This window comes from Nocardia sp. NPDC004860 (assembly GCF_040609015.1).
Classification (GTDB): domain Bacteria; phylum Actinomycetota; class Actinomycetes; order Mycobacteriales; family Mycobacteriaceae; genus Nocardia.
Genome location: NZ_JBEXJI010000027.1, coordinates 1 through 24,421 on the forward strand (window position 1 = coordinate 1; position 24,421 = coordinate 24,421).

The 24,421-nt window shown below is 67.4% G+C and carries 21 protein-coding genes and 1 pseudogene; 17 read left to right on the forward strand and 5 right to left on the reverse strand.

The window, feature by feature from the left end; translation table 11 throughout:
• A pseudogene (locus tag ABZV44_RS34720) lies at positions 1 to 351 on the forward strand (Fe-S oxidoreductase); the annotation flags it as partial.
• A gap of 84 nt (positions 352 to 435) precedes the next feature.
• Here ABZV44_RS34720 and ABZV44_RS34725 read toward each other — a convergent pair.
• A complete protein-coding gene (locus tag ABZV44_RS34725) occupies positions 436 to 1,296 on the reverse strand; it encodes a haloalkane dehalogenase (RefSeq protein WP_354845937.1) in 861 nt (286 codons plus the stop codon).
• 291 nt (positions 1,297 to 1,587) lie between these two features.
• On the opposite strand from ABZV44_RS34725, the gene ABZV44_RS34730 reads away from it, so the two are divergent.
• From ABZV44_RS34730 to ABZV44_RS34775, 10 genes are all read left to right on the forward strand, one after another.
• Positions 1,588 to 2,655: a UbiA family prenyltransferase gene (locus ABZV44_RS34730; protein WP_354845940.1), complete on the forward strand. Its 1,068-nt coding sequence runs from the start codon at positions 1,588 to 1,590 to the stop codon at positions 2,653 to 2,655.
• Positions 2,655 to 3,752, forward strand: coding sequence for an aminotransferase class I/II-fold pyridoxal phosphate-dependent enzyme (locus tag ABZV44_RS34735; RefSeq protein ID WP_354845942.1), 1,098 nt, complete (start codon positions 2,655 to 2,657; stop codon positions 3,750 to 3,752). Before ABZV44_RS34730 ends, ABZV44_RS34735 begins: the two co-directional genes overlap by 1 nt.
• Entirely contained in the window at positions 3,740 to 6,991 is a 3,252-nt protein-coding gene (locus ABZV44_RS34740; protein WP_354845945.1) for a thiamine pyrophosphate-binding protein, read from the forward strand. The genes ABZV44_RS34735 and ABZV44_RS34740 overlap by 13 nt, the downstream gene beginning before the upstream one ends.
• A 31-nt stretch (positions 6,992 to 7,022) precedes the next feature.
• Positions 7,023 to 7,727, forward strand: coding sequence for a class I SAM-dependent methyltransferase (locus tag ABZV44_RS34745; protein ID WP_354845948.1), 705 nt, complete (start codon positions 7,023 to 7,025; stop codon positions 7,725 to 7,727).
• An 18-nt stretch (positions 7,728 to 7,745) separates the two neighbouring features.
• The gene (locus tag ABZV44_RS34750) at positions 7,746 to 9,170 is read left to right on the forward strand and encodes a cytochrome P450 (protein ID WP_354845951.1); all 1,425 of its coding nucleotides are present in this window, start codon (positions 7,746 to 7,748) and stop codon (positions 9,168 to 9,170) included.
• 34 nt (positions 9,171 to 9,204) lie between these two features.
• Entirely contained in the window at positions 9,205 to 9,834 is a 630-nt protein-coding gene (locus ABZV44_RS34755; RefSeq protein ID WP_354845954.1) for a methyltransferase domain-containing protein, read from the forward strand.
• A 134-nt stretch (positions 9,835 to 9,968) separates the two neighbouring features.
• Entirely contained in the window at positions 9,969 to 10,631 is a 663-nt protein-coding gene (locus ABZV44_RS34760; protein WP_354846213.1) for an ATP-binding cassette domain-containing protein, read from the forward strand.
• Complete coding sequence (locus tag ABZV44_RS34765) at positions 10,628 to 11,791, forward strand: ABC transporter substrate-binding protein (protein WP_354845957.1); 1,164 nt, start codon at positions 10,628 to 10,630, stop codon at positions 11,789 to 11,791. Before ABZV44_RS34760 ends, ABZV44_RS34765 begins: the two co-directional genes overlap by 4 nt.
• Positions 11,792 to 11,874: 83 nt before the next feature.
• Entirely contained in the window at positions 11,875 to 12,600 is a 726-nt protein-coding gene (locus ABZV44_RS34770; protein ID WP_354846215.1) for an ABC transporter permease, read from the forward strand.
• Positions 12,601 to 12,644: 44 nt separating this feature from the next.
• Complete coding sequence (locus ABZV44_RS34775; RefSeq protein WP_354845960.1) at positions 12,645 to 14,108, forward strand: MFS transporter; 1,464 nt, start codon at positions 12,645 to 12,647, stop codon at positions 14,106 to 14,108.
• Between the two features lie 19 nt (positions 14,109 to 14,127).
• Here ABZV44_RS34775 and ABZV44_RS34780 read toward each other — a convergent pair whose 3' ends face one another.
• Positions 14,128 to 14,886, reverse strand: a complete 759-nt coding sequence (locus ABZV44_RS34780; RefSeq protein WP_354845963.1) for an NUDIX domain-containing protein — start codon at positions 14,884 to 14,886, stop codon at positions 14,128 to 14,130.
• Positions 14,887 to 14,963: 77 nt separating this feature from the next.
• Between ABZV44_RS34780 and nadA the strand changes: the two genes are divergently transcribed.
• The 3 genes from nadA to nadC all read left to right on the forward strand — a co-directional run bounded on the left by nadA (position 14,964) and on the right by nadC (position 18,774).
• On the forward strand, positions 14,964 to 16,004 hold the full coding sequence (nadA, locus tag ABZV44_RS34785; RefSeq protein ID WP_354845966.1) for a quinolinate synthase NadA: 1,041 nt from the start codon (positions 14,964 to 14,966) through the stop codon (positions 16,002 to 16,004).
• Between the two features lie 33 nt (positions 16,005 to 16,037).
• The gene (locus tag ABZV44_RS34790; protein ID WP_354845969.1) at positions 16,038 to 17,756 is read left to right on the forward strand and encodes an L-aspartate oxidase; all 1,719 of its coding nucleotides are present in this window, start codon (positions 16,038 to 16,040) and stop codon (positions 17,754 to 17,756) included.
• A 157-nt stretch (positions 17,757 to 17,913) separates the two neighbouring features.
• Entirely contained in the window at positions 17,914 to 18,774 is an 861-nt protein-coding gene (gene nadC, locus ABZV44_RS34795; protein ID WP_354845972.1) for a carboxylating nicotinate-nucleotide diphosphorylase, read from the forward strand.
• Positions 18,775 to 18,835: 61 nt separating this feature from the next.
• Here nadC and ABZV44_RS34800 read toward each other — a convergent pair whose 3' ends face one another.
• The 3 genes from ABZV44_RS34800 to ABZV44_RS34810 all read right to left on the reverse strand — a co-directional run bounded on the left by ABZV44_RS34800 (position 18,836) and on the right by ABZV44_RS34810 (position 21,059).
• Positions 18,836 to 19,018 (reverse strand): hypothetical protein, encoded by a 183-nt coding sequence (locus ABZV44_RS34800; protein WP_354845975.1) that lies wholly within the window; start codon positions 19,016 to 19,018, stop codon positions 18,836 to 18,838.
• An 84-nt stretch (positions 19,019 to 19,102) separates the two neighbouring features.
• Complete coding sequence (locus tag ABZV44_RS34805; RefSeq protein ID WP_354845978.1) at positions 19,103 to 19,600, reverse strand: TerB family tellurite resistance protein; 498 nt, start codon at positions 19,598 to 19,600, stop codon at positions 19,103 to 19,105.
• Between the two features lie 280 nt (positions 19,601 to 19,880).
• The gene (locus ABZV44_RS34810; RefSeq protein WP_354845981.1) at positions 19,881 to 21,059 is read right to left on the reverse strand and encodes a winged helix DNA-binding domain-containing protein; all 1,179 of its coding nucleotides are present in this window, start codon (positions 21,057 to 21,059) and stop codon (positions 19,881 to 19,883) included.
• Positions 21,060 to 21,193: 134 nt separating this feature from the next.
• Between ABZV44_RS34810 and ABZV44_RS34815 the strand changes: the two genes are divergently transcribed.
• The 3 genes from ABZV44_RS34815 to ABZV44_RS34825 all read left to right on the forward strand — a co-directional run bounded on the left by ABZV44_RS34815 (position 21,194) and on the right by ABZV44_RS34825 (position 24,158).
• Positions 21,194 to 22,141: a prolyl oligopeptidase family serine peptidase gene (locus ABZV44_RS34815; RefSeq protein WP_354845984.1), complete on the forward strand. Its 948-nt coding sequence runs from the start codon at positions 21,194 to 21,196 to the stop codon at positions 22,139 to 22,141.
• Between the two features lie 96 nt (positions 22,142 to 22,237).
• On the forward strand, positions 22,238 to 23,182 hold the full coding sequence (locus tag ABZV44_RS34820; RefSeq protein WP_354845987.1) for an NAD(P)-dependent oxidoreductase: 945 nt from the start codon (positions 22,238 to 22,240) through the stop codon (positions 23,180 to 23,182).
• Positions 23,183 to 23,261: 79 nt separating this feature from the next.
• Positions 23,262 to 24,158, forward strand: coding sequence for an arylamine N-acetyltransferase (locus ABZV44_RS34825; protein ID WP_354845990.1), 897 nt, complete (start codon positions 23,262 to 23,264; stop codon positions 24,156 to 24,158).
• Positions 24,159 to 24,421: the final 263 nt, after the last annotated feature.

The window sequence follows — 24,421 nt, forward strand, 5'->3', positions numbered from 1 at the left end:
GAATCGGCAGCCTCGCCGGCCACCCAGGATCCGGCCGCGTCGGCTCCGGCCGCCGAGGCCAAGCCGTCCATCGCGCCCAAGGGGCTGGCCATGAAATCCGGCCTCAAGCGCCCCGGCCCGAAGGCTCCGGGCGCTGCGGCTCCGGCCGCTGCTCCGGCTCCGGAAGCGCCTGCGGCGGCGGATTCGGCTCCGGCCGAGACCGCTCCGGCTCCGGTCGCCGAGCCCACCGCTCCGGCGGCTCCGGAGGGCAATGGCACGCCGGAAGGGAATGGCTCCATCGCGCCGCCGGCCGCCAAGCCGGGTGGCCTCGGCTTCAAGTCGGGGATGAAGGCTCCGGGCCGGAAGAACTAGGCGCGCTCGAAATGGCAGGCGGCCGAATCTGATCGACGTGGGCGGCGCTACCGAGTGGTAGCGCCGCCCATCGTTTCACCAGGCTCAGGGGAACCGCTTCGCGATCGCCGTCGCGATCTCATCGGGTGCGTGCTCCTGGATGAACTGCTGTGCGCTCGGCAGCTCGACTACTTCGAGGTCGGTGAATGTCGCCCGCATTCGGGGGATGTGGGCCTTGGGGCGGTAGACGAGGTCCCGCATGCCCCAGACCAAGAGGGTCGGCTTGTCGGCGAGTACGGCGGGCACGTCTCGGGAGAGCTGCTCCAGTAGCGGCCGGGCGTCACGAATCTGTTTGGCGATCACGCCGAGTCCGGGGCGAGCTTCCGGGGTGGGCTGCACCCCGCGATAGTGGTCGGCCTCGGCCGCGCTGAGCGTGCGCCCCAGCTCGCCGAGTAGGACGCGCTCGACGAGGAAGTTCCGCTCGAGCACTTGCCGCTGCATCAGGGGGGTGCGGATGAGCATGCTGAAGACGCGATTCGCCCGTGCTTCGGGTGGCCAGAACGTGGTGTTGCCCAGCACGATTCCGCGCAGCCGATCCGCGCGCGTGGTGACCGCGCCGAGGCCGATGGGTCCGCCCCAGTCGTGTCCCATCAGGATGAAGTCGTCGAGCCGCAGGTGATCGATCAGCTCGCCGAGGACCGAGATGTGCTCGGCGACCGTGTAACCGAATCCCTGCGGACGTTCGGACAATCCGAACCCCAGGTAGTCGACGACGATACAGCGATACCGGTCGCGCAGCTCCCGCACGATGTGGCGGTAGAGGAAACTCCACGTCGGAACGCCATGGCAGAACAGGATCGCCGGCCCGGACCCCTCGTCGATGTAGTGCACCCGGCCGGCGGACGAGTCGAACCAGCGGGAGTCGAAGGGGTACAGATTCCGGTCGGGAACGAAGTCGATCAGCATTGAAACCCTCTCTGCGATACGAGACGACGTCTGATATACCTTGCCCACGCTGAATCACGTGAATTGTTAACGCTTTTCGGCCGCACACGGGGGTGTGCAACTGATGAAGGCAGCGGTTGAACACCCTTGGGCGACAAAGGATTTCGTGTATGCTCACACCGGTGGAATCGCAATACACCGTATAAGCATTGACGAGTCGTGTTCTGAGTGCCGATCGTGGGGCAAGGGTTTCGGTTTCAGGAGCTGGGGGCCCGGGGCGGGCAATATCTAACTGCGCATGACGAGTGAGCTGTGATCGTGGCTGAAACTATGTCGATACCGACACTTGACGAATTTCTGGACAAGTCGGCAGAAGAGAGACTCGATTGGGTACATTCGTCCGAGGGATACACGAGAGGAATTCTGGGGCGGATCGAGCTGTTCCTTTCGTTCGCCCGCCCACGCACGTGCCTACCGGGAATGCTGGCGTTCTGCCTTTCCTGCAAGCTCCTCGGTCTGACGGTTGACCTCGATGTTCTGATCGGCTTCGCGATCACCTTCCTGTACAGCGCGGTCGCGAATCTGTTCAACGGCTATTCCGATGTCGCGGAAGACAATGAGAACCTGCCGGCCCGCCTGTATCTGCTCGGTCTCTACGGCCGGCGGCGGCTGCTGCTGAGTTCCTATGTCGTGTGCGCGATCATGCTGGGGTTGGCGACCCTGGTGAGCCCCATCTTCGTCGTGATGACGGCGATCTGTGTTCTCATCGCGCACCAGTACTCCCTGCCGCCATTCCGGGTGAAGGTGCGGCCGGTGCTGTCGATCTGCCTCTTCGCCCTGGATGTCGCCTTCCCGTTCCTGATGGCTCCCGCCGTCGCGAAGCACGGGCCGGCGGTTCTCGGGAATTGGCCCTTCCTCAGCATGGCCGCGTATTTGTTCGTGTGGTTCGCGGCCAAGGGGCTGGTGAAGAATCTGCCCGACTATTACGGCGACAGGGCTGCCGGTCTGACGACCTCGGCGACCATCAGCCGAACACGATTGCAAGCCGCGGTCGTGGCCGCGGCCGGGACGATCATCGTCTACCTGGGTCCGGTATTCCTGGTGGCCGCCGGCCAGTTCGGGGAGAAGTATCTGCTGGCCCTCGTATGGTTCCCGGTCGTATGTGTTCAGTGCGCGCGGATGATCCTTCGTGACGACAGCCAGTCGGCGAACAACATGCTTCGTTTCGACATGGTGGTATCGACGGGGTATTTGTCGACCTGGATCCTGCTGATAGATCCCTCCGTTTCATCGATGAGCATCGTGGTCGGGTCGCTGGTCATCATTTTCCTCATGGATGCGCTGAAACTCGATACCCGCAGAAAGAAGGATGTCGTCTGATGGATGCGGTGGAAAGGTTGATGAAGGCGCGTCCGGGTGTCGTGTGGAACGAGTACCGCTCGGGTGAGGAGAACAACTATTCGGTAGTCGCGCTGGACCTTTCGAACAATGCGTTGCCTTTCGCTCCATTGCCGAGCGTCCGCAAGGCGATCGAGGCCGAGGTGGACCGCGCCGCGGACTACCCTTCCGCGTCGTACGGCTCGCTGCGGGGAGCCATCGCCGAGTTCGTGGGCTGCGCCGCCGATCAGGTCATCGTCGGGCCGGGCAGCGTAGGCGTGCTCGGATACGTGCTGCGACGGGTCGCCGGGGATGGTGGCCGAGTCGTCTTCGCGGTTCCGGCCTTCGATGCGTACGAGCGAGTCGTGGTGGACTCCGGCGGCACGCCGGTGCCGGTGCCGGGAACGGAAAGCCGGTGGCAGCCACTGGATTCCATGGTGGCGGCGGCCGGATCGGACGCGGCCGCGATTCTGATCTGTTCGCCGCACAACCCGACGGGTGAGCGGGTACGACTCGACGAGATCGAGATGGTGCTCCGGACGGCCCCGCGGCACACGGTCGTCGTGGTGGACGAGGCCTACATCGATTTCGATCGAACCGTCGATCCTGCCGCGATCTTCCGGCTGACTCGCCTGTATTCGAATCTTGTCGTCTTGCGGACCTTCTCGAAGGCCTATGGGCTGGCTGGGCTCCGCGTGGGGTACGCCGTCGGCAATAGAGATCTGATCGGTGCCTGTCGAACGGCCGCATTGCCCTTCGGCGTGAACCGGATGGCGGTGGCCGCGGCGATCGCCTCGCTGGAGGTGAGCAATGAGCTTGCCGCCCAGGTCGATTCGGTGGTGCACTGCCGGTCGCTGTTCAGCGAATCGATTCGCGAGCACGGACTCGCCCTGCCCGAATCGGGCGGCAACTTTCTCTGGATGCCCATGCGGCACACGGCAGCTCTTGTCGATTGCTGCTCCCGCTCGGGGATCGCGGTCCGTGAATATCCGGGCCTCGGCGTCCGGATCACCGTGCCCGCACTCGAGCACCTAGCTGACGTTGTCGATGTACTCGCGGAGGGATACCGCGGAATGGAGGCAAGCGCATGCCACAGATGAATCCGCACCTGGGGGCCGACCTGATGGGCCGTCCCCGGTTCGCCGACGCGCTGGTGGATCGATTGGTCCGGAACGATGTGCGCTACCTCTTCGGGATGCCCGCGGAATCGGTGAATTGCCTCGTCGACGCGGTCGGGCGGCGGGAAGAGATCGGGCTCATCGCGGTTCGCCATGAAAGCGCGGCCTCCTGGATGGCCGTCGGCTACGCGCGCGGCTCGGGCACCGTGGGTGTGTGCTTCGGCACGGCCGGCCCCGGCGCCACGCACTTGTTGCCCGGCGTTTATGACGGGCTCTACGACCGGGTGCCGGTACTGGCGATATCCGGACAGGTTCCGCTGGCCGGTATCGGGACGAAGTCGTTCCAGGAGATCGAATCCTCGCGGCTGTTCCGGGACGGTACGTGGCGCTCATCGGACATCATGTCGGCCGACCAGATCGGCGTCTTCGACCAGATCGTGCTCGCGATACGACTCGAGCAGACCTCGGCTCATGTCGCGGTCCCGTCGGATCTGCTGAACGCACCGGTCGATGAGAGGGAACAGGCGAGCCCGTATCGGCTGGATCGCCGCAGTGCCACGAAGGTCGACAAGAAGCGCATCGACGACCTCGCCGACCACGTGTGCGCGAACCCGACGTCGATCGTATTGGGTTCCGGCAGCGGGGAATCGGTCGATCGCGCCCGCCTGCTCGCACACGCGCTGGCGGCTCCACTGCTGGCGCTGCCCGAGTCGGGAATCCCGGAGGCGCTGGTAACCCCGGTCGACGACCATGAAGAATTCGCTGCCGACGGCAGCGTTCTGCTGATCGGCCGGCGAACCGTCGGAGTGGAGCGGTACTTTCCCGCGGCGAACATCCTGATCGAAATCACCGATCTCGCTACGTCCGGGTTCGACGCGGGATGCCGGCGGGTTGGGATCGCCGGTAATGTCCCGGCGATTCTGGAGTCCTTGATCTCCGCTGTGTCGAGCCGCAAAGACGTTCCGGCACAAGCATTATCGGAGCAGCCGTCCGGTACACCGGGCGACGCGGTGCTGCCCGGCGGGTGGGCGGTGCTCACGCGGCGGCTGGCGGGTGCGTCGGTGGCCGTCGACCCGGGACCGATCCAGCGGCTGTCGCGCAGGTTCTTGACCGAGCACGCGAATGTCCACAGTGCGTGGAATCTGGAGGCCGAAGGGTCGGCGCTGCCGATGTCGATCGGTCTCGCGCTGGCGGCCGGTGATCGATGCTATGCGCTGACCGACCTCGCGTCCCTGGACCAGTACATCGCGGAGCTGTCCACCGCCGCGCGCTACACGGTTCCCGTCACCGTCGTCTGCGCAGCGGAATCCGGTGCGACGATCCGAGATCTGGCTCAGGCCTTCGGAATCCCGGTTTTCTGGGCCGGAACCCCGAGCGAGCTGAATTCGAGGCTGGAAGAGGCCGGCCGCGAGCACGGTCCGGTCGTGATCCTGACCTCCGCGCTGGAAATGGCACCGGCGCTGTCCGGCGGGAGGGTCGACGCCGATGCCGTCCGGTTCGCGAGCGATCTGCTCGGTGCGATAGCGGGCCGCGGCGTCGACTCGGTGTATCTCTCGCGAAGCAGTTGTGCGCGACTCGGTTCGGCGAGTGAATCGTCCGACCTCGACGTGCATGTGGTCTCCGATACGCAGGCGGCCGCCATGCGGGCAACCGCGGCCTTCAAGGCCGAGGGGACCGTGGCGTGTGCCCTGGTGACCTCGCCCGCGGAATTGCTCGCGCAGCTGAACGGGCTCTACGACGCTTCGTTCGACAGCGCGTCGGTGCTGCTGGTCTCCTTCGAAATCGACCGCTGGTTCCTGGATCCGGTGGACGTGCTGGGGGAGATCTCGGCGATATCGGTCGTCCTGGACGGCACCGCCAAGGATTCGACGCGCCTTCGAGACGCCTTGCTGACCGTGGCCGCCGGGGGTAAAGGAGTGACCCACATTCACGTCGCCAACTCCGCGATAGCGGCGGGCAACAGTGCGGCGCTCGTGGAAAGTTCGAGCGCGCAAGGGATTCCGACGTCGTTGATCGGGCTTCCCGGTAGCACGATGGCCGCCCGCGAAGAGATCGCGCGGGCCGCGGAACTGCTCGAAGCCGCCGAGAATGTCTCGATCATCGTGGGCCGTGGCGCAGCCGGCGCACGACGTGAACTGCTCGAGTTGGCGTCGCGCACGGGAGCTCCGCTCTACTGCACCATGGGTGCCCTGGCCGCGGACGTTCTGGGAGAACACTGCGACGGCCTGGTGGGGACATCCGGTCATGACGAAGCAATGCAGAACATCCGGCAGAGCCGGCTCGTCGTATTGGTGGGCGTGTCCTGGCGCGGCTCCGCATTCGAGCTCGTCGGAAACGGTCCGGTGGTGTCGATCAATGCCGACCCGCTGACTTTCCTCCGTCTCCCGCCCGAATCGATCGGCCTGCTCGGAGACGCGCGGGAGCTGCTGGAGGCACTGATCGGATCGTCGAATGATCCTGTCGCCGTGCGCGATATCGCTCGGCCCGGCACATCGCAGCGGAAAGGGCCGCGGGAGAGTGCGCGGGAGCTGCGCGCGGCCGCGGCCGCGCAGATCATCGATCATGAGCTCGCGCAAGCCGATAGAGCATCCACCCTGAGCGTGGATGTCGGCATCAACACGCTCTGGGCATACCGCTACGTACGGTCCGCATCCAGATATCTGTGGACCGCATCCTTCGCCACCATGGGATTCGCCGTGCCGGCTGCGGTGGACGTCGCCGCGCGCAGACCGAAGGACATCTCGGTGGCGATCGTGGGAGACGGCGGGATCGGTATCACGCTGGCCGAGCTCCGCAATGCCGCGAAGGTCGAATCGACAACGGTCATCGTGGTTTTCAACAACAGCGCGCTGGCCGCCATCAAGTTCGAGAGCTGGATCATGGGATGGCCGGATACCTCATCGGAATTCGCGCCATTGGATTTCGCGAGCTTCGCGCGGCATTGCGGGCTGCCCGCGGTGACGGCGCGGACATCCGAGGAATTCGGGAATGCCTTCCGATCCGCGCTTCGCACCGAGGGCCCGATGCTCATCGACGCGCGCATTCCCGCGGTGGAGGCTCCCGCGCTGGCCGGACGCATTCATGTCCGCCAGGTCGTGGGACTGGTGTCGGGCTGGCTGCGCGACGGTAAGGCCGCGAGATCCGGCGCGTGGTCGATGGTGAAGGCGGTGGGCGCCGACGCGGCTGTCCAACTGATTCGCCGGGTAGGGCGAACCGAATGAACTGTCAGGCAATCAGAGAGGAGGGACTCGAATGGTCGGGACACGTCCGGCTACGCCGCAGGCGATGTTCACGGAAATAGCTCCGCGCTACGACCTGGTCAATTCGATTCTCACATTGGGTGGCGACAAGCGGCTCCGGCGCGAGGCGGTTCGCCTGCTCCGGCTCGAGGCCGGTTCGAGGGTGCTCGATGTCGCCGCGGGGACGGCCGAGATCGCGTCCGCGCTGGCCGCCGAATATCGATTTCCGATGTCCTACTGCGCCGTCGATCTCAATGAGCAGATGCTGGAGGTGGCGGAGCGCAAACTGGCGCGGCTGGGGCAGGAGTGGCCGCGGAGCGAGTGGGGCCTGGTGCATGGAAGCGCCGAGGCCCTGAGCTTCGAGTCGTCGGCATTCGACGCCGTCGTCATGTGTTTCGCGCTCGATGACATGGACGACCCGTCGGCCGCGCTGGCGGAGACGGTACGGGTGCTCCGCGACGGCGGACGCTTTCTGCTGATCGAACTCGCCCTGCCGGACAGCGAATTGCTGCGCACGGTGCTGAAGTACCGCCTGTTGCTGATTCGCAGGATCGCGGGATTTCTCGGTTTGGCGCCCGTCGCCCACATGACCAGGGAGGTGGAGATGGACCGCGGCGCGGAATACACCATAGCCCGCTGCGAAAAGGCCGGCCTCACATTGGATTCCCGAGCGCGGTACCACGGCGGCATGGTTCGCGCCTACGTGTTCCGCAAGTAGAGATGGAAAAGGTTCTTCATGTCCAACAAATGCCCGCACGTCGAGGCGCCGAAGGTGCATTCTGAAACCAGCATAATCAGCCGCCGTTTCTCGAATGAGCACCTGCCCGGGCCGCCGGGACACCGTTTCATGGGTTCATACCCCGAGTTCGCGAAGGACCGCAACAAGTTCCTGCGGGACACTGTCCGGCAGTACGGAGATGTCAGCCGAATCAGGTTCCCGCTCCGGGACTTGGTCGTACTGGGTAACCCGCAGGACGCACACGCGGCCATGGGTGACACCTCCGGCGACTACAGCAAGTTCGGAAACTATCATCCCGTCATTGCGAAGCGGCAGAACGGGTTGTCGTTCATCGAGGGAGAGCTCTTCAGGGAAAGGCGTCGGATCGTCAGTCCGCTGGTCACACGGGACGGTCTGAAGAGCACGTTCAATGCCAATGTCGAAGCCTATCTCGACAGCCTCGACGCGAACATCGCCGTGGCGACCGACGCCGAGGGTGTCACCGATCTGCAGGAGGCGATTTTTCAGACCCTCCTGCGAGGAGTGCTGAAGCAGACGTTCACCGAGCCCTTCACTCCCCAGGAGATCGATGAGTTGCACAACGGCCTCTCGACCTTCACCAAGTTCCTCGGATCGACTCTGAAGATCGCCGATCCGCCGAACCTGGTGCGCCCGTGGGGTCCGTACAAGATCCGGCCCTGGGCGGTGTACACCGCGGCGAAGATCGTCAAGAATCGCGTTGTCGAGCGGCAGAACTCGCCGGCTCTGGGAACCTACGGCGATGTCCTGGACGGCATGCTCGCGGGGTACAAGAAGCTGAAGACCCCCATGACCTTCTGGGACCTTTGCTTCGATGTGGCGACGATGACCAGCGCGTCGTATGGCACTACCGCCGGCGCGATCACCCAAACGGTCGTTCGCACCGTCCTCGATGCCGAAGCGACGGATCGCCTCGTGGAAGAGAGCGGCACTGTCGATCTTTCACAACCGTCCATCGAGTCGGTGCGCAGCCTGCACTGGGTGAAATCCTGCTTCGAGGAATCGATGCGAATGCAAGGTCTTCCGCTCCTGCTCCGATTCACCTCGACCGGCGCGAACTTCCAAGGGTTCGACATCGCGCCCAATACGATGCTGGGCGTTCCGATCTCGACGATCCACCGCGACCCGCGCTGGTGGACCGATCCCGACAAGTTCGATCCGAATCGGTTCTACGACAAGAGCAAACGCGTCGATCAGCCCCGGGTCCTGCACTACCTGGCGTGGGGTGCGGGCCCGCACCGATGCACCGGCGCCCAACTGGGGTACCTGATCGCGCCGTACCTCGTGGCCTTGATCTTCAGCCGCTACAAGATCGAAGTGCCGCCACACTGGTCACTCCGCGAGGATCCCGGCCTGGCGCCGGTGATCAAGGGCGGCTTCCGAGTTCGACTGACTCGACGATAACTGCTTCGGCCGAAGAGAACCTGAGGGAGTGGGTATGAAATTCGCAGAGCGATACGATATCGCGGCACCGATTTACGACCGGACCGCGTGGGTCCTGTCACTCGGTGGAATCGACAAGCTGCACCCGGCCCTGGTCGCCGGACTGGACCTGTCCGGCAAGACGGTGGCCGATCTCGGATGCGGTACCGGACTTGCCTTCCCGGCTCTGATCGACGCGATCGGCCCGTCGGGCCGGGTGATCGGGTTGGACAACAACGCGGCCATTCTCGCCAAGGCGGAGAAGCGGGTGGCGGCGAACGGGTGGAACAATGTGAAGCTCGTGGTCGACGACATCGCGACGACACCGCTGCTTCGAGACGTCGACGTGGTCTTCAGTTGCATTGCGATGAGCTGCGTTCCGAACCCTTCGCAGAAACTGGAAGAGCTCCTCGCGAACCTGAATCCGGGTACCGGTGTGCGCATCATCGATGCCCTGCCGCGAACCTCCGGATTCGGGTACCCCGCCATCAACGGGTACAACTTCCTGAAGTCGTTCATCGTCGGATCGCACTACAAGAAGCTCGAGCCGTTCGAGCGGGTATTCCGTGAACAGCTGAGCGACGTGGTCGTCGACAGCGTGCACGGCGGCATGTACACGCGGCTGACCGGTGTAAAGGGCGCATAGCGCGAACCCCTGGAAGCGAGTGAGCGCTGCCGTCGATGGTCGGCGCGCTCGCTCGATTCCGCTCACGAAGGTGTCCTTGTTTGCGAAATGAATTGACCCTCGATTGCGGCACGAAGAAGTTCGGCGACAATCTCGTGCTGGACAACGTGAGCATCTCGATCGATCGCGGTGAGTTTCTCGCCGTGCTGGGCCCGAGCGGCAGCGGAAAGTCCACGCTGCTGCGGATATTGGCGGGCTTGGAGAATCTGACCGCGGGAACGGTGAGCTGGAGCGCGGACGGCGCTCGCCCGCGCACCGGGGTGGTGTTCCAGCAGTCCCTGCTACTGCCTTGGCTCACGGTCGTCGAGAACATCTCGGTGGCACGGCGATTCGCCGCTCACCGGCACGAATTCGACCGTCGGTATCCGGAAACCCTGCTGCGGCGTTTCGGTTTGGACGGCCTCGCGGACCGATATCCGAGCGAGCTGTCGGGCGGCCAGGCGCAGCGCGTGGCCGTGCTGCGGGCGGTCGCGACCCGGCCACGGCTGCTCCTGCTCGATGAGCCGTTCAGTGCCCTGGACCCGGCGACTCGAATCGACCTGCGGCAGTGGCTGGCCGAGCTCGTCGCCGAGCTCGCTGCCACCGTCGTGCTCATCACGCATGACGTCGACGAAGCGATCGCGCTGTCGGATCGGATCGTGCTGCTCGACCGGGGCAGCATGCGCCGTGAATGGCGGGATGTGCGAACCGGTGACACGCCGGCGCTGCGTGACGACATGCTCCAGCAGTACCACCCGGACGAGGTGGCGGTTCCTTGACGGATATTTCGAGAAGGTACCTGCTGGCGGGCGCGACGGGACTCACCGTCGCCGCCGGGCTGTTCGGCTCGGCGGACCTCGTTCACAGCGCGGCCACCGCCGGGCGACGGCGGGAGAGCGCACTTCGCATCGGTTACCTGCCGATCACCGACGCGGCGCCGCTGCTGATCGCGCATTCGGCGGGCCTCTACGCCGCCGGGGTGAGCAGCGGCAGGCCCGTGATGTTCCGAAGCTGGGCCGGGCTGGCGGAGGCGTTCGTCTCTCGTGAGATCGATGTCGCGCACTTGTTGATGCCGATGGCTCTGCAACTCCAGCGCGTCCTGGGTGTGGGAGTGCGAGTGCTGGGCTGGAATCACACCAATGGCTCCGCACTCACTGTCGCCCCGGACATTACGGATCTGGATCAGCTGGCGGGAACCCAGGTCGCCATCCCGTTCTGGTGGTCGATCCACAACATCGTCCTTCAGCAACTGCTGCGAGCCCACGACATCACTCCGGTGGTGCGGCGCAGTGCGTCGCGATCCCAGCGCACCGTCGAACTCGTTGTCATGAGTCCGTCGGATATGGTTCCCGCCCTGGCGAATCGCTCGATCGCCGGGTATGTCGTGGCGGACCCGTTCAATGCCATCGCGCAGATCAAGAAGATCGGGCGAATCCATACCTTCCTGGGCGACGTGTGGCGTGAACATGCCTGCTGCGTACTGGTCACCAGGGACGACGTGATCGCGGAGCGCCCGTCCGCGGTGCAGGTGGTCACGGATGCGGTGGTGGCCGCCCAACTGCGAATCACGGCGGACCGCAACGGATCCGCGGGTGCGTTGACGTCCGGAAGTTACCTGCCCCAGCCACTGCCCGCGGTTCGGACGGCGCTGACCTATCCCGCGCCGCCGTATCAACTGCGACACCCCGAGTGGTCACCGCAACTGGTCGGATTCCAGCCGTACCCCTATCCCAGCTTCACCCGGAAGCTGGTCGAGGCAATGCACGACACCGTGGTCGACGGCGATCGCGGCTTTCTGGACGACCTGGATCCGAGCATGGCGCACGCGGGGCTGGTCGACGACACCTTCGTGCTGAATTCGATTGCCGCACACGGAGGAACACAGGCCTTGGGGCTGCCCGCCGACCTCGTCAGAGCTGAACAGGTGCAACTGCTGTGACTTCTACCTTCGTTCGATCCACCCCGACCGCCCGCACCGTATCCCGGTCGGCCGTCGCCAAGGCCTGGCCCGCGGCCGCGGCCATCATCCTCACGGTTCTGCTCTGGTGGCTGGCGACTTCGGTACTGGCGCCACAGCATTCGCTGCTGCGCCAGACCGCGCCGCAGCGGGTGCTACCGGCGATCGCCGATCTGTATCAGCGCGGCGTGCTGGTGTCGGATGCCGCGATCAGCCTGTGGCGCTTGGTCATCGGCCTGGCCATCGCAATGGTGATCGGTGTCCCGGCGGGTCTGCTGATCGGCCTGAGCACGCGAATCGAGCGGGCGGCCACGCCCATCGTGCAGTTCTTGCGCATGATCTCGCCGCTGTCCTGGACGCCGATCGCCATCGCGCTGTTCGGAATCGGTAATCAGCCGGTCTATTTCCTGGTCGCGGCCGCGGCCGTGTGGCCCATCCTGCTGAACACCGTCTCCGGAGTGCACGCCATCGACCGCGGCTTTCTGGACGTGGCACGGTCGTTTCACGCGACGCGGGTGGAACAGCTGCGGGTCGTGATCATTCCGGCCGTGCGTGATCATGTCCGGACCGGTCTGCGCCTGGGTCTGGGTACCGCCTGGATCGTGCTGGTACCCGCGGAGATGCTCGGGGTCCGGTCGGGTCTGGGCTATCAGATCCTCAATGCCCGAGATCAGTTGGCCTACAACCAGGTTGTGGCCATCATCCTGGTCATCGGCGTGCTCGGATCCGCGGTGGATTTCGTCGCGAGCCGCCTTCCCGGGCGGAGCTTCAACAATCGCGCGGTCGCGTGAGACCGGCGCGGTCGCAGGAAACCGATAAGTAAGGGGTGAGCTTCATGTCCGAAGAACGGGCGGCGTCCGATCGTCGCTGGTGGGCACTGCTGGTGCTGTCGATCGCGCAATTGCTCGTCGTCCTGGACGCGACGATCGTGACGATCTCGCTGCCCTACGCGCAGGCCGACCTCGGCATCCGCGATGCCGACAAGCAATGGGTGTTCACGGCCTACACGCTCATGTTCGGCGGCCTGTTGCTGCTGGGCGGCCGCCTGGCCGACTATGTCGGACGGCGGCGGATCTTCCTCATCGGCCTGGTCGGGTTCGCGGTGGCCTCGGCGCTGGCCGGGGCGGCGGTGAGCCCGGGCATGCTGTTCGCCGGCCGGGCGTTGCAGGGCATGTTCGCGGCATTGCTGGCGCCCTCGGCGCTGTCGCTGGTGTCGGTGACGTTCACCGCGGCGCAGGAGCGGGCTCGCGCCTTCGCCGTCTTCGGGGGCGTATCCGGAGCGGGGTTCGCGGTCGGGCTCATCGGCGGCGGAGCGTTGACGCAGTACGCGTCCTGGCGCTGGTGCCTGCTGGTGAACATTCCGATCGCGGCCGCCACCGCGGCGGCGGCCCTGCTGGTCGTCGTGCGGGACGTGCCGGTCCGCCGGGTGGGCGGCTACGACCTGCCCGGTGTGGTTCTCGTGACCGCGGGACTGGCGAGCGTCGTGTACGGGTTCAATCGTGCGGCGCAGGCGGGATGGGCCGCGGCCGGCACCGTCGCGCTGCTGGTGATCGGTGTCTGCCTGCTGCTGGCCTTCGTCGCCATCGAGGCGCGGGTCGCCAATCCGCTGCTGCCCCTGCGTATTCCGGGCGAGATCAATCGGGGCGGCTCGTTCCTGGTCGCGCTGCTGGTTCCGGTCGCGATGTACGCGGTCTTCCTGTTCCTCAGCTACTACTTCCAGCAGACGCTCGGGTATTCGCCGTTGAAGGCCGGAATCGCCTTCCTGCCCTTTCCTTTCGGCATCGTCGTTTCCGCGGGCATAGCCAGCAAGTTGTTGCCCCAGGTCGGGCCGCGCGTACTGATGCTGGCCGGTGCGCAACTCGGGGCGGGTGGCCTGATCTATCTGGCGCAGCTGCGGGTCGGGTACCCCTACTGGGCTGCCGTGCTGCCGGCCGAGATCGTGATAGCGCTCGGCATGGCGCAGATCTTCGTGGCCATGCAGGCCACCGCGCTGTACGCGATCGACGATCGCGACGCCGGTGTGGCCAGCGGTCTGCTGAACGCCGTGCAGCAGATCGGCGCCTCGATCGGAACCGCGCTGCTCACTACGATCGCGGTGCAGGTCTCGACGCGATACGCGCGCAATCACCCGCCCACCCCGGATCTGCCGGCGCGCGCCGCGATTCACAGTTATGACGTCGGATTCTACTGGGGCGCAGGCTTTTTCGTGCTGGCGGCGATCGTGGTCGCGATCACGATCCGGGTCCGGAAGCTGGACCCGGTGACCGATCCGGACCGAGCGGCGACAATACCGGCCTAGGCAGGGGCGGTCCGCGCGGCTAGCTGGGCGGGCGGAGGGCGGCGAATTCGTCGGTGACGCGGATCCCGGAGTCGGTGAAGCGGTAGACGGCGGCGGGCCGCCCGCCCGCGCGGCCGGGGGAGGAGGTCGCGCCCGTGGGGGTGATCACCTTGCGGCGGGTCAGCACTCGTTGGAGATTGGTGGTATCCACGTCGTAGCCCAGTGCGGCGCAATAGATTTCGCGCAGGGTGGACATGGTGAAGGTGGCGGGGGCCAGGCCGAAGGCGATATTGGTGTAGGACAGCTTGGCGGCCAAGCGGTTTCGGGCATGGCGGACGACCGTGCCGTGGTCGAAGGACATGTCCGGCAAATCCGAGACCGGGTGCCACTTGGTGTCGTGGGGAAGCACCGGTTCGGCGGTCAGCGGCACCAGACCCAGATAGGCCGAGGCGATTCGGCGGTCGCCGGGTACCCGGTCGGGATCGCTGAAGACCCACACCTGCTCGAGGTGGGTCAGCTCGCGGACATCGACCTTCTCGGCGAGCTGGCGGGCCGCGGATGTATCGAGATCCTCGTCGTCGCGCAGGCGGCCGCCGGGCAGCGACCAGGTGCCCTTGGCGGGGTCCAGGGCGCGTTCCCACAGCAGCACCGCGAGTTCGGTGCGCTGACCCGGCGGGCAGCGGTCGGAGATGGCAATCCCACCCACGCTAGGGCTCTCACCTGCACGGATGGTGTCAGGAAAGCGACGAACCTGGAACACCGCGGTGAGTGTTTCGTGGATGGTGCTACGATGGGCCACGTTTTCGATTCTAAGTCGAAAACCGGTTGGATGCGAATCGGCGAGGTTGCCGGGCGCATGAGAGAAGGAGCCATGCCATGGCTGCAGCAGTGGGCGCGACGATGACGCTGACCGAGCGCATCACGGACGGCCCGTCGGGATACTCCGGTGTGGAGGCCACCCCGGAATGGGCGGCGGAGATCAAGCGGCTGGCGCGTGAGCGCAATGCCACCATCCTGGCGCACAACTACCAGCTGCCCGAGATCCAGGACATCGCCGACCACGTGGGCGACTCCCTGGCCCTGTCCCGGATCGCCGCGGAGGCGCCCGAGGACACCATCGTCTTCTGCGGTGTGCACTTCATGGCCGAGACCGCCAAGATCCTCAGCCCCGAGAAGACCGTGCTCATCCCGGACCAGCGCGCGGGCTGCTCGCTGGCCGACTCCATCACCGCCGAGGAACTGCGCGACTGGAAGGCCGAGCACCCGGGCGCGCTGGTGGTCTCGTACGTGAACACCACCGCCGCGGTGAAGGCGCTGACCGACATCTGCTGCACCTCCTCCAATGCCGTCGACGTGGTCGCCTCCATCGACCCGGACCGCGAGGTGCTGTTCCTGCCGGACCAGTTCCTGGGCGCGCACGTCAAGCGGGTCACCGGCCGCGAGAACATGCACATCTGGATGGGCGAGTGCCACGTGCACGCCGGCATCAACGGCGACGAGCTCAACGAGCAGGCCCGCACCCACCCCGACGCCGAGCTGTTCGTGCACCCCGAATGCGGTTGCGCTACTTCGGCTCTCTACCTGGCGGGCGCGGGCGAGTTCCCGGCCGACCGGGTGCACATCCTCTCGACCGGCGGCATGATCGACGCCGCGAAGGCGGCCAAGTCGAACCAGGTCCTGGTCGCCACCGAGGTCGGCATGCTGCACCAGCTGCGGAAAGCCGCCCCCGGCATCGACTTCCAGCCCGTCAACGACCGGGCCTCCTGCCAGTACATGAAGATGATCACCCCCGCCGCCCTGCTCCGCTGCCTGGTGGAGAACCGTGACGAGGTCCACGTCGATGCCGAAACCGCTGCCCTGGCCCGCAATTCGGTGCAGCGCATGATCGAGATCGGCAACCCCGGCGGCGGCGAGTAGCCACGTCGTCCCCTGTCAGGGGAGGGATGAGCAATGGTGAATACATCGATTTCCATCACCTGGGAAGCCGAGGCCGATCTCGTCGTCGTGGGTGGCGGGGTGGCCGGCCTGACCGCCGCGCGGACCGCGTCCCGACGCGGGCTGCGGGTGCTGACGCTCAGCAAGGGCGGGCCCACCGACACCTCCACCCAGTACGCGCAGGGCGGGATCGCGGTGGTTGCGCCGCACGGGGATTCGGTGGAATCGCACGTGCAGGACACCGTGGTCGCCGGGGCCGGACTGTGCGACGCGGACGCGGTGCGGTCCATCGTCGAGGGCGGGCAGCACGCCGTGGTCGCGCTGACCGACCTGGGCGCGGTCTTCGATCTCGGGCGCGACGGTCAGGTGTCGCGGACACGGGAGGGCGGGCACAGCACCCGCCGCATCATTCACGCGGGCGGTGACGCCACCGGCGCCGAGGTGCAGCGAGCCTTGAACACCGCCGGACTGCCAGTGCTGTTCGGGGCCGTCGTGCTCGACATCGTGACCGGTCCCGAAGGCGTGCGGGGTGTCATCGTGGTGTCGGGCCAGGGCTTCGGCATCGTGCACGCGCCCGCGGTGCTGCTCGCCACCGGCGGGCTGGGCCAGCTGTACGCGTGCAGCACCAATCCCGCCGGCGCCACCGCCGACGGCATCGCGCTGGCGCTGCGGGCCGGGGCGCTGGTGTCGGACCTGGAATTCGTGCAGTTCCACCCCACCGTGCTGTTCACGCCCGGCGGCCTGGGCCGCCGCCCGCTGATCAGCGAGGCGGTGCGCGGCGAGGGCGCGATTCTCGTTGATTCCGAAGGCAATTCGGTGACCGCGGGCGTGCACCCGCGCGGCGATCTGGCCCCGCGCGACGTGGTCTCCCGCGCGATCACGGCCCGCATGCACGAGCTCGGCACCGACCACGTGTACCTCGACGGCCGCTCGATCGAGGGCTTCCCGCAACGCTTCCCGACCATCACCGCCTCGTGCCTGGCCGCGGGCATCGACCCCACCACGGATCTGATCCCGGTCGCGCCGGCCGCGCACTTCCAGTGCGGCGGCATCCTCACCGACACCGTCGGCCGCGCCACGGTGCCCGGCCTGTACGCCGCCGGTGAGGTGGCTCGCACCGGCCTGCACGGCGCGAATCGCCTGGCCTCCAACAGCCTGCTCGAGGGCCTGGTGGTCGGCGAGCGCGCGGGCGCGGCGGCCGCCGAACGCCGGGGCGCGGCCCGCCCGATCGCCGAGGTCGGCCCGCTGCGCTTCGCCCGCGCGGATCGAAAGTTGCTGCAGGAGCTGATGACCGAGCACGCCTCGGTCGTCCGCGACGGCGACGGCCTGCGCGCCGCCGTTCTGCGCATGGTCGGTCTGGTCGCCGACAATGCCGCGCCCGACATCACCGTCGAGCGGGCGCTGAACGGGAACGGCGCAGCTGTCGGCCGGGCCGACGATGCCGTGGCGGCGTCGAGCGATGGCGCAGTCGCGCACTCCGATTCGGCCGCGGCGATCATTCGCGAGCTGGAGGACTCCGCGCTCACGCTGACCGCGCGGGCGCTGCTGGTCGCGGCGGCGGCGCGCACCGAGAGCCGCGGCTGCCACACGCGGTCGGATTACCCGGAGCCACGAGAGGAATTGCGGCGCAGCGTCGCGGTGCGGCTCGGGTCCGACGGGCGGCCGAAGCTCGTTGCCGACGGCATCGAGCCGGGGCAGGCGTGGGGCCGGGCCGCCGTGCCCGTCGCCTCGTGACGGGCACGGCCGTCATGCCGGCGCTCGCCGTCTCGCACGGCATCGCGGTCGGGAACGAGATTGCGGTCCGGAACGAGATTGCGGTCCGGAACGAGATTGCGGTCCGGAACCGCATCGCCCGGGGCGCAGGACAAGTCATCGAAGAAGGAGTGCAGCAATGACCCTCGACGCCGGACTGGACCGCGACGCGGTGGTCGCGCTCATCCGCACCGCCCTCGACGAGGATCTGCGATACGGGCCCGATATCACCACGCTGGCCACGGTGCCCGCGGACGCGGTCGCCAAGGCGGACATGGCTTCTCGCCAGCCGGGCACGGTGGCCGGGCTGGATGTCGGCCTGCTCGTGCTCGACGAGGTGCTCGGCGCGGGCAATTACGAGGTCACCGGCCGCGTCGCGGACGGCACCCGGGTGCAGCCCGGTGACGTCGTGCTCAGCCTGGCCGCACCCACGCGCGGGCTGCTCACCGCCGAGCGCACGCTGCTGAACCTGGTGTGCCACTTGTCCGGAATCGCCACCGCCACCTCCCAGTGGGTGGACGTGGTGGCGGGCACCGGTTGCCGTATCCGCGACAGCCGCAAGACTCTGCCCGGCCTGCGGGCCCTGCAGAAGTACGCGGTGCGGGTCGGTGGCGGCGTCAATCACCGCATGGGGCTGGGCGATGCCGCGCTGATCAAGGACAACCACGTGGTGGCCGCGGGCTCGGTGGTTGCCGCGCTGCGCGCTGTGCGGGAACTGAACCCGGACATCGAATGCGAGGTCGAGGTGGACAGCCTCGACCAGCTCGACGCCGTCCTCGCCGAGGACGTGGAACTGGTGCTGCTGGACAACTTCCCGCTGTGGGCCACCCAGGCGGCCGTGCAGCGCCGCAACACCCGGTCGCCGCGCACCAAACTCGAATCCTCGGGCGGACTCTCGCTGGACATGGCGGCCGACTACGCCCGCACCGGCGTCGACTACCTGGCCGTCGGCGCGCTCACCCACTCGGTCCGGGTACTGGACCTCGGACTCGATATGTGAGACAGCCCTTCCCGTCGATTCACCCCCCGGTGTGCCACTTCGCCGGGGGTGAACCGTCTGGTCAGCGCCGGTGCACGGGCGGATCGACGAGCCAGCCGATGCCGCCGCAGCCGGTGCACAGGATCGCCGACCCGCTGTCGGAATAGCCTGCGGCCCCGGTGCCTTCGCACCAGCCGCAATACCGCCAGCCCCGATTGGGGTGGACGGTGTCGAGCAGAATATTGAGGAACCCTTGGATCGCCATGCAGAGTGAATCCCCTCGCTAGGCAGCAAACGCTCCAAGAATGCGGGACGGCTCCGGGCAATGTCCAGCAAAAGCCAGAGGGCTTTACAGACCGAATTCGTGCGGGTCCAGACGCAAAACCTGACAAGCCTCGCGAATCACCGTGAGCGCGTGTGCGCCGAGTTCGCCGTCGGCTTGCCCGACGACCAGCCCGATCCGCACCACCGCGGCCGCCTGCTCGGGATAATCGGTGGCCTTGGAAATCTGCGCCATCACATACGCGTGCCCGAAGGCAGGATCCATGATGAGCCGGGCGCAATTGTCCTCGAACAGATTTCGCAGGTCCTCGGGGGAACGCAGGCGCAGGACCTCGTGCGCGCCGACCATTTGCGCGACCCGCATGCGCGCCGCGGGATCGATGCGCCCGTCGGTCGCCGACAGCACCGCGCACATTCCCAGCGCCGCATCCCGGAAGGCGTCACCCCACAGGTCGTTTCGCGGCGGCGCGGGTGCGGGCCGCCCCTCGGCGGAGCTACCGTGCGGCGCGCCGGCCGAATCGATGTGCGGTGCAGCCGGGGAGACCAGCCGATTCGTCAACGCCATGACACACTCCGAAAACTCGCCGAACCCCTGGACCTCCCCGTGTCCCGGCCCGGATCGTGCGAACAACAATGCCGACAGTAACAGCCTGCCGCCCGGTAGGCCCGCAGAATTTCTCCGAATACTCGTGGGCAGCAACCTCACAGTAGTGCCCGGGCCGGGCCGCAACCGTCGAATACCCTGCCATGCAATGAGATCGACATTCGATCGCAAACTCGCAACCTAGCTGCGGCACGGATCGCCGACCGGCGCGGCGGTATTCGACGGAGTGCCGGCGCGCGGCTCAAGCGGTGAGCTCGCGTTCGAGCGGCGTTCGGAATCGGGGAATCGGGCGGATATCGCCGTACCACGCCCCGATGCGTTCGGCTTCCGCGGCGATGGCGCGCTCGGCGTCGGAGCCCGCGTCCTCGAGCAGCCGCCAGACGATCTCGCCGTCCGAGCGCTGCGCCCAGCCGCCGACGATGCGGCCGTCCCACCAGACCGTCGGGCCGATATTGCCATTGCGGTCGAAGAGCGCGGGCTGGTGCGGGCCGAGGAACCAGTCCCGGGACTGCCAGCCCATCGGCGTGGGGTCGAGGGCGGGCAGCAGCGCGGCCCAGGGTTCCGGGGCGGGAGTCGATTCCAGATCGTCGGCGAGAACCAGGCCGGTTTCACCACCCAGGTCGACCTCGGCGGTATCCACCGGCGCGAGCGCCTTGCGGACCTCACCCAGCGTCCACCCGGTCCACCACTTGAGATCGCTCACCGGTGCGGGACCGAAGGCGCGCAACCACTTCCGGACCAGCTCCGCCCGCGCCTCGTCCACCGGCAGCGCCGGAATCCCCTCCGGCAGCCAGGATTCGATGGGCGCCCACGTGTACTGACTGCTGGCCCAGCTCCCATTGGGCCGTCCGCGCACGATCCGGCCCTCGCAGCCCAGCGTCACCAGCACCCAGGTGGTGATATTGGTCGGCTTGGAATACGGCTTGCCCGGCGCGGTGTCGACCTGGGTCCGTAGCCGCGGCACCTCCTTGCTCAACTGCGCCCCGGTCGCGCTGCCCCGCGCCAGCAGCGCGGCATGGGTCTCCGCCTCGACCTCGTTCAGCCACGCGCTGACATTCCCCGTCACCGCCCCGGACTGTTCGATGTACCGCCCGTAGGTCTTGCGCTGCTTGTGCGCCAAGGCATCCGCCACCGACGCCTGCAGCACCGGCACCAGGTCGACCGGCGCGACGAACATGGTGCGCCGCATGGCCAGCATGCGCAGCAGCGTCCGATCGTCGTAGAGCGCCTGCTCCACGTGCCCGGGTTCGATCCCCACCCCACGCGCCGCGACGGACAGGTACACGGTGGCCGGATCGGTGGCGTGCAGCACCACCATCGACCGCACGATCTGCTCGACCGCGTCGCCGCGCACCCCTGCGGCCAGCCGGTGCCGCACCCCCAGCCGAGCCCGCCGCTCCGCGGCATCCATCGAACGCATGGTCGAATCCTAGCCTCCATCATCAGAATCCGCGGGTACCCCGCCGCCCGGAAATCGCCCGGCGTGGGTACCCGGCCGGGCTCCGCGGACATGCGACGATGCCGGGCGTGGGTGTCCGGTGGCGAGGGATGCGGATGGTCGGTGCGGTCGCGGGCATGCTCGCGGCGACGGTGATTGCGGCCCCGATGGTTTCGAGCGCGCCACCCGGTGACGTGTCGATGCGGCCGGTGACCCTGACGGTGGACGGTGAGACCGCCACCGGCCGGGTCTACGAACCCGACGGCGGCGCCCGCGGACTCATCGTGGCGGTGCACGGCCACGCCGGCAGCGCGAGCGACTTCCCCGACTACCTGGCCTCGATCGTCCGGCAGACCGGCGCGGCCCTGGTCACCATGGATCAGCGCTCCGACACCGGCACCTGGCGGACCGGCGAGTGGAACGTCTGGGCGGGCTGGCGCGACACCGTCGCGGCCACCCAGTGGTACCGCGGCGAACACCCCGGCATCGGTCCCACGGTGCTGTGGGGCTGGAGTCAGGGCGGTGTGACCAGCGGGCTGGCCGCCGCCTACGCCCCGCCCGGCACCTACGACTTCTGGGTCGACACCTTCGGCCACGCCGACGACGTCACCGCCTGGCTCGAATCCGGCCTGGCCGGACCACAATTGCGGGCCGAGATCGAACGCGACGCGGGCGGCTGCACCCCGGTCACCTGTGTGCAGTCCTACCTCGACCGGTCGCCGGCGCTCATGACCAACCGCATCGACGTCGAGCGCGCGGTCCTGCTGCACGGCACCGCCGACCCGCTGGTGCCCTACACCCAGTCGCTCGAAATGCGCGCGTCACTGACCCTCTCCGGCCACCCGGTCTCCATGTACACCGTGGTCAGCGGCCGTGATCTGGAGGGCCGCGTGGTGCCCGGCGACCACGGCATCAATCCGGTGTTCTTCGAATCCGGTTGTGCGGTCCAGCGATTGCTACTCGGCAGTGAGCCGCTGGGCGGCGACCACGACTACCTCATCGACGTCGCGGCCGGCGTGAACACCGCCCCGCCCGCGCCTCCGAACGCCAAATGCGCGGCCTGAGCGCGGCCGTTCGGTGCTGACCACGACCCACCCGATCCCGTCCCCGGACAGTAGGCTCGCAGTCGATATCGGCGCGGTGAGACGGGATGAGGCGCAATGAAAGTCGTGGTGGCTGGGGCGACGGGAGCGATCGGGCGGCCACTGGTCACGGCGCTGCGGCAGGCCGGGCATCAGGTGTACGCGCTCACCCGCGGCGGTCGCGGCGCCGAGGTCGCGCGCTCGCTCGGGGCCACCCCGCTGGTCGCCAACGTCATGGACCGCTCGGACCTGATGCGCGCCACCGAACGACTGACCGCCGACGCGGTCATCCACCAGCTCACCTCCTACCGGTACTCGCCGCCGACCCACTATCACGCGCCGGGTCTGTTGCGCACCAACGCGTTACGTGAGATCGGCAGTAAGCATCTGGTGGAGCTGGCCCAGCGCACCGGGGCGCGGCGCTATCTCACCCAGTCGCTGATCGTCGGATACGGCCTGCGCGACCACGGCTCGCGGCTGGTGACCGAGCAGGACCCGTTCGGCCGCATCCAGGGCGATGTCACCGACGGCATCATCGGCGCGCTGCACGAGGCCGAATCGAGCGCCTGGCGCGCACCCGGCATCGACGGAATCGCCCTGCGCTACGGCCTGTTCTACGGTCCCGGCGCGTCGGAGAGCTTCGTGCGGGCGCTGCGGTTGCGTATGTTCCCGCTGCCGAGCACGGGGACCGGGTACGTCGGCTTCGTCCACCTCGCCGACGCCGCCGCCGCGACCGTCGCGGCCCTCGAACGCGGCGTCGCCGGTCAGGCGTACAACATCGTCGACGACGAGCCGATCACCTGGGACACCATGTTCGACGCCATGGCCGAGACCGTCGGCGCGCGGCCGCCGCGCCGGCTCCCGGCCCGCCTGGTGCGCATGGCCTCACCGCTGGCGGCCGCCCAGATGCTGGACTTCTCCATCCGCGTCTCGAACGCCAAGGCGCGCGCCGATCTGAGCTGGAAGCCGATGTACCCCACCTACCGCGAGGGCCTGCCCACCCTGGCCGACTCCGTGCACTGATCCGCACCCGCTGCCGCCGGAACACTTTCCCGCCGAATACCGTTGATCTCGGCGAATCCGGCGCAATAGGAAGGCAGCGATGACCACACCGGCGGACCCCTCGTACACCTGGCAGGGCGCGGACCTCGACCTGGACGCCTACCTGGCCCGGATCGGATTCACCGGCGAGCGCACGCCCACCCTGGCCACTTTGCGCGAACTGGTGCGCGCCCACACCACCACCATTCCGTTCGAGAATCTGGAGATCATTCTCGGCCGTGGCATCCCATTGGATCCGGAAGCGCTGCAGGACAAGCTGATCCGGCGGCGGCGTGGCGGGTACTGCTACGAGAACGTGGGCCTGTTCGCCGCCGCGCTGGAGCGGCTCGGCTTCGAGTTCACCGCCATGTCGGGCCGTGTCACGCGCGGCGCGACCAACCTGCGCCCGGCCACCCACGCGCTGCTGCGGGTCAAGGCCGTGGACGACGATCGCCGCTGGCTGTGCGATGTCGGCTTCGGGTGGGGGCCGGTCGAACCGGTCGAGCTGGCCCCCGATCGTGGTGAATTCAGCGTGGGCGCATGGCGTTTCCGGCTGGAGCGGTCCATCGACGCGGCCGGTGGCGAGCTGTGGACGCTGTACCAGTTCGGCCGGGACGGCTGGGTGGACCGCTACACGTTCGTCACCACCCCGCAGTACCGCATCGATTTCGCGGTCGGGAACCACTACGTGTCCACCTCGGCGCGTTCGCCGTTCACCACGCGGCCGTTCGTACAGCGCTTCCACGCCGAGGTGCACCACCAGCTGGACGGCACCACCTGGACCACCAGTTACCCGGACGGCTCGGAGGAGGTGCGCGAACTCGAGGTCGCCGAGTTGCCGAAGGTGCTCGCCGAGGTCTTCGACGTCGAGCTCGACCAGGCGGACGCGGCGCAATTGACGCGCGCCGAGTGGCCCGCGGCGGTCTCCGCCCCGGCTTCGGGAGTGAAAGGTAGCTGAACGCCGTCGGTGTGTGGGAGCAAACACGCACCAAACCAATTGGTCTATGTGCCGTCATAGATGGGCTTCGACCAGCGAGTTCGCCTAACCGGTTACGCGGCGGTCACTCGATTGCGGCGTAGATCTCACCGAGATCTCGCTCATATCTCACGCTGACGTCGGAGATCCGCGCGGCGCCCGCTACACTCGTGCGGGGAAACGCGCGGGCAACCGCATTGTCACAGTCGTCTCGGAGAACTTCGGAGTAGTGCCATCGAAACCGG